This is a genomic window from Oleiphilus sp. HI0132 (assembly GCF_001635845.1).
This window is the reverse complement of sequence record NZ_LWGJ01000353.1, coordinates 1-1,137: the sequence shown is the minus strand read 5'-3', so window position 1 is coordinate 1,137 and position 1,137 is coordinate 1. Positions and strand designations below refer to the sequence as shown.

2 protein-coding genes are annotated in these 1,137 nt (G+C 43.6%); one reads left to right on the top strand and one right to left on the bottom strand.

The features are described from left to right. Positions 1-652: cation diffusion facilitator family transporter (locus A3766_RS04355; RefSeq protein ID WP_068641772.1), on the top strand; the 652-nt coding region annotated here is incomplete at its 5' end. A gap of 18 nt (positions 653-670) precedes the next feature. Here the strand turns inward: A3766_RS04355 and A3766_RS30355 are convergent. Further along, positions 671-1,137, bottom strand: a 467-nt coding sequence (locus A3766_RS30355) for a putative solute-binding protein (protein WP_231882831.1), incomplete at its 5' end; no start/stop codon positions are given.

Genomic DNA, 1,137 nt, shown 5'->3' with positions numbered 1-1,137 from the left:
ATCACTAGCGGGCTTAGGGCAAGCAATATTTATTGGCAGCTCGGCGATATTTCTATTGATGTATACAGTGGAGCGGATTTTTAACCCTGAACTGATCGAGTCACCTGAAATTGGCACATGGGTGATGCTCTTCTCGATGGCATTAACTTTGGTATTGGTTGCTTACCAGCGTTATGTCGTTAGAAAAACCAATTCGATTGCTGTCAAGGCTGATTCTCTTCACTATTCAGCAGACTTAGTAACTAATGCTGGAATTTTGTTAGGCTTGGCCCTTTATTATATGGGCTGGTTGTATTCAGACCCTATTATTGCCTTACTAATAGGCTTGTACATTCTAAAATGTGCAATAGAAATCGGCTATGAAGCCATTCAGTTGTTGCTTGACCGGGAACTCCCTGATGAGGAAATTAATCAGATAGAAAGCTTGGCTTGTGAACATGAAAACGTCATAGAGATTCATGATCTAAGAACACGTCAGTCTGGTCAGACGAAATTCATTCAGTTCCATCTTGTAATGGATGGGAATATGACATTACTCGCTGCACATGACCTCGCTGACGAGGTACATGACAAGATAAAAGAGTTTTTTCCGCAATCCGATATAATCATCCACCAAGACCCCCATACAGCGATAGCGAATGTAGGGGATTAGCGTCAAATACTTAGCTCTCTATTCGCGGTTGCTTGCTGAGCATTCAGCCGCTTGAGGGTCGAGTTTGCAGCGGACCTTCCTCATTAGTTTAAGCGTCTTTTGGTCGTAGATACCGCGACGACCTAACTCCAAACGGCTCTCTCTAAAATCTTCCACCCAGTAATCGTATAGATGTTCGGGGATATCTATCCAATAGTGTTCGGGGATAGTTGCTTCTGGGTCCGTAAGGAACTTAACAAACTTTGAGTATTCCTCAACCGCTTTTAGCCGAGCCTTCTGAATAAAGCCTTCGGGGAACTTTTCCCAACGTGCGATAACCTGCATGGTGATATACAGGAAAGGGTCTTTATAGATGCCACCGTCAGGTTCTAAGCCTTTATGCATTTCGAAGGGCTCGTAAACAATTGCCGGCGCTGCAGTCAGGTCAACCGTACCGTTGTTAAACTTGAGGATTGAGTTAAAAATGGTTGAATTAACGGGTGTAA